Origin of the sequence: Sphingomonas sp. (assembly GCF_042096255.1) — a bacterium.
Taxonomy (GTDB): domain Bacteria; phylum Pseudomonadota; class Alphaproteobacteria; order Sphingomonadales; family Sphingomonadaceae; genus Sphingomonas.
Window position 1 is genome coordinate 1 of sequence record NZ_JBELLZ010000164.1, and the last position, 4,309, is coordinate 4,309.

Annotated in this window: 5 protein-coding genes; all 5 read left to right on the forward strand. The window is 69.0% G+C overall.

Features of this window, described 5'->3' with window-relative positions; all coding sequences use genetic code 11:
• Nucleotides 1-183, forward strand: a 183-nt coding sequence (locus ACFDTH_RS17625) for an acetyl-CoA carboxylase biotin carboxyl carrier protein subunit (RefSeq protein WP_375288856.1), incomplete at its 5' end; no start/stop codon positions are given.
• 79 nt (nt 184-262) lie between these two features.
• The gene (locus ACFDTH_RS17630; protein ID WP_375288857.1) at nt 263-1,735 is read left to right on the forward strand and encodes an efflux transporter outer membrane subunit; all 1,473 of its coding nucleotides are present in this window, start codon (nt 263-265) and stop codon (nt 1,733-1,735) included.
• Nucleotides 1,735-3,120: an efflux RND transporter periplasmic adaptor subunit gene (locus ACFDTH_RS17635; RefSeq protein WP_375288858.1), complete on the forward strand. Its 1,386-nt coding sequence runs from the start codon at nt 1,735-1,737 to the stop codon at nt 3,118-3,120. Before ACFDTH_RS17630 ends, ACFDTH_RS17635 begins: the two co-directional genes overlap by 1 nt.
• A 125-nt stretch (nt 3,121-3,245) precedes the next feature.
• The gene (locus tag ACFDTH_RS17640; RefSeq protein ID WP_375288859.1) at nt 3,246-4,070 is read left to right on the forward strand and encodes an ABC transporter ATP-binding protein; all 825 of its coding nucleotides are present in this window, start codon (nt 3,246-3,248) and stop codon (nt 4,068-4,070) included.
• 47 nt (nt 4,071-4,117) lie between these two features.
• On the forward strand, nt 4,118-4,309 hold a 192-nt coding region (locus tag ACFDTH_RS17645; protein WP_375288860.1), incomplete at its 3' end, for an ABC transporter permease.

Below are 4,309 nucleotides of genomic sequence, written 5' to 3' on the forward strand. Positions count from 1 at the left end.
CTGCTCGCCCGCCTTGACGTCCGCCCCGGCGACACCGTCACTGCCGGCCAGCCGTTGGCAGTGATCGAGGCGATGAAGATGGAGAACGTCGTCCGCGCCGAAGCCGACGGCACGGTCGCCGCGATCCGCATCGCCGCCGGCGACAGCGTCGCGGTGGATCAGCTGCTGATCGAGCTTGCCTGAACGAAGCGCGCCACGCTGCGACAAGTCGCGACACTAAATCGCTGGACCCTTTCGGCCTGCCCGGCCATTTCCCACCGCCATGAGACGCCTTCGTGCCTCGCTCCTCCTCGCCGCAGCGCTCGGCGGCTGCACCGTCGGGCCGGACTATCGCCTGCGCACCGCCGCGGAGCTCGACGTGCCGGACGGCTTCTCCGTCACCGCCGCCCCGACGCGAGAGGATCTGACCCGCTGGTGGCGCAGCTTCGACGATCCGGTGCTCGGCGATCTCGTCGAGCAGGCCGCCGCCGCGAACCTCGATGTGGCGCAAGCCACCGCCCGCCTCCGCCAGGCGCGCGAGGCGCTGGTCCAGTCCCGCGCCACCCTGCTCCCCACCGTCAACGGCTCGGGCGGGTTCAGCCGCTCCGAGACGCTGCGCGGCGGGCAGACGCTGATCACTTTGCCCGACGGCACCACGCAGAGCATCGGCGGCGGCGGCGGCTCCAACTTCTCGCTCGGCCTCGACGCGCAATATCAGCTCGGCCTGTTCGGCGAGGTGCGCCGCACGGTGGAGGCGAGCCGCGCGCAATATGAAGCATCGGGTTTCGACCAGGCCACCGTGCTGCTGTCGGTACAGGCAGAGGTTGCGCGCAACTATGTCCTCGCCCGGCTCTACCAGCTCCAGCTCGCCAATGCCCGCGACAGCCTCGCGCTGCAGGACGACAATCTGGAGATCGCGGGTTTCCGCGTGCAGGCCGGGCTCGTCTCCAGCCTCGACCAGGAACAGGCCCGCGTGCAGCGCGCGCAGACCGCTGCCTCGGTGCCGCAGATCGAGCAGCAATATAACGCCGCTGTCTCACGCCTCGGCGTGCTCACCGCGCAGGCGCCCGGCGCGCTCAAGCCGATGCTCTCAGCGACCAAGCCGATCCCGCGCGGGCCGCAGACGGCGGGGGTCGGCATCCCCGCCGACGTCCTGCGGCAGCGCCCCGACGTACGCGCCGCCGAGCGCACGCTCGCCGCCGTCACCGCACAGATCGGCGTCGCCAAGGCCGCGCTTTATCCGGCGCTGGCGATCAGCGGCAACATCAATACCAACGCCGGCAATCTGGGCGGTCTGTTCGAGACGCTGACCGGCGGCCTCTTCGCCGGGCTGACGCAGGCGATCTTCAACGGCGGCCGCCTCAACAGCCAGGTACGCAGCGCCGAGGCGGCGACCGACGCCGCGCTCGCCGCGTACAAGCAGGCCGTGCTCACCGCGCTGGAAGAGGTGGAGAATGCCGTCGTCGCACTCCGCACCGCCGAGACGCGCGAGCGCGAGTTTGCCGTCGCGCTGGAGGCGGCGAACAACTCCGCGATCCTCAGCCGCAGCCAGTATCGCACCGGCCTCACCGATTTCACCACGCTGAGCCAGCAGGAGGCGTCTTTGCTCTCCGCCCGCAACAGCGCGGCGCAGGCGCGCGCCGACCACGCCACCGCGCTCGTCCAGCTCTACACCGCATTGGGCGGCGGCTGGGATTCGAGCGTCACGCCGCAAGCCCCCGAACCCCAACGATCCAGCCAGGACGGAACCCGCTGATGGCGACCCAACAGACCGACGATTTTCTGGGGGTGAAGCCGCAGCCGGCGTGGCGCCGCTGGATCAAGTGGGTGGCGATCGGCGTCGGCTTGCTGCTGCTGATCCTGCTCGGCCTTCGCCTGTTCGGCTCAAAGGAAGCCGCCGGTTTCGCCACCACCCCGGTGCGCCGCGGCGATCTCACCGTCACCGTTTCCGCCACCGGCAAGCTGGCGCCGACCAATCAGGTGACGGTCGGCTCCCAGCTGTCGGGCCTCGTCACGCGCGTGGTGGTCGACGTCAACGATCGCGTCACCGCCGGGCAGGCGCTGGCGCTGATCGATCCCGAGCAGATCGAGGATCAGATCCGCGCCGGTCAGGCACAGCTCAATGCCAACATCGCCAGCGTGAACCAGGCGCGCGCCACCGTCGCGGAAGCACAGGCGCAGCTCGCCCGACTGGAGGAAGTGTACCGCCTGTCCAACGGCCGCGTGCCCTCGCAGACGGAGCTGCAGACCGGCCGCGCCAACGCGCAGCGGGCCGTGGCGGCGCTGCGCGTAGCGGAAGCGAACGTCGAGGCCGCACGCGCAAACCTCGCGCAGAACCAGACGCAGCGCCAGCGCGCGATCATCCGCTCCCCTGTCAACGGCGTGGTGCTGGCGCGGCAGGTCGATCCCGGGCAGACGGTCGCCGCCTCGTTCAACACGCCGACCCTCTTCGTGATTGCCGAGGACCTCAGCAAGATGAAGCTGGAGGTCGCGATCGACGAGGCGGACGTCGGCTCGGTGAAGGAGGGACAGACGGCGAACTTCACCGTGGATGCCTTTCCCGGACGAACCTTCCCCGCCACCATCACGCGCGTTGATCTAGGTTCGAATCTTACGGCCAGCAGCGCAAGCTCCTCTTCGACCAGCACATCGACGACCAGCACGACCGGCCAGGTGGTGTCCTACGCCGCCGACCTCACCGTAGCCAATTCGACCATGGAATTGCGCCCAGGCATGACGGCCACGGCTGACATCGTAACGAGCGACAAGAAGAACGTCCTGCTCGTCCCCAACGCGGCTTTCCGTTTCACGCCCGCGACGACGGCGGCCGGCGGCGGGAGCAGCGGCGGCATTGCCGGCTCGCTCACCTTCCGTCCGCGCCGCGGCGACCGCCCCGAACGTACCGCGACGCTTGGCCGCGGCGCGCAGCAGACGGTCTATGTGAAAGGGGCGGGCGGTCAGCCGCAGGCAGTGCAGGTCACCACTGGCGACACCAACGGCAGCGTCACCGAAGTGCTTTCGGGCGGGCTCAAGCCGGGCATGGAAGTGATCACCGGGCAATTGTCGGGCGAGCAAGGCGCGGCTGCCGCCAAGGGCGGCCAGCCCAAGCAGCGCGCGGGAGGCTCGGGTGCCGGCGCGTAACCTACGCCTCACCTCCCTCCGTCGCGCCCGGCTTGACCCGGGGTCTCGCTGCCTTTCGCAACGGTGGAGAAGAAGCGGGACCCCGGCTCAAGGCCGGGATGACGAAGCTGGTGAGAGAGGCCGTCATGTCTGATCCCCTCATCTCGCTGCGCAACATCACCAAGGTGTTCGGCACCGGCGCCACCGCGTTCCAGGCGCTCAAGGGCGTCGATCTTGATATCGCCGCAGGCGATTTCGTCGCGGTCATGGGCCCCTCGGGTTCGGGCAAGTCGACGACGATGAACATTCTCGGTTGCCTTGACGTGCCCACCGACGGCACCTTCCTGTTCCGCGGCCACCATGTCGAGACGCTCGACCGCGACCAGCGCGCGCTACTGCGCCGGAAATACCTCGGCTTCGTCTTTCAGGGCTTCAACCTGCTCAGCCGCACCAGCGCGCTGGAGAATGTCGAGCTGCCGCTGCTCTACCGCGGCGACGATCGCAAGACGCGCCGCGACGCCGGCATGGCTGCGCTCGACAAGGTCGGGCTGGCCGACTGGTGGGATCACACGCCCGCGCAGCTCTCCGGCGGCCAGCAGCAGCGCGTCGCCATCGCCCGGGCGATTGTCACCCGCCCCGATGTGCTGCTCGCCGACGAGCCGACCGGCAATCTCGATTCGGAGCGCTCGGTAGAGATCATGGAACTGCTCACCGGCCTGAACCGCGAAAGCGGGATCACCGTGCTGATGGTCACGCACGAGCCCGACATGGCCGCGTTCGCGCATACCGTGGTGCACTTCAAGGACGGCCTGGTGGAACGGATCGACGCCCATCAGTCCCCCTCCCGCACGCGCGAGGGAGCGCCAGAACTCCCCTCCCGCACGCGGGAGGGGCCGGGGGAGGGCGTGTCGACGAACGCCAACGCCGCCTCCACAGGACAGCCCCTCCCGCAAGCGGGAGGAGAGAAGTGATGCGCGCCGCTCTTCGCTCCTGCCTTCCACAATGGGAAGGGCAGTAGATGTTCGGCACCACTTTCGTTCTCGCGATCCGCTCGATCCGCCGACACCTACTACGCTCGTTCCTCACCATCCTCGGTATCGTCATCGGCGTCGCCGCGGTGGTCGCGATGGTGACGCTGGGCAAAGCGACCACCAGCGCCGTGCAGGAACAGATTTCCGCGCTCGGCACCAACGTGCTCCAGATTCGCCCC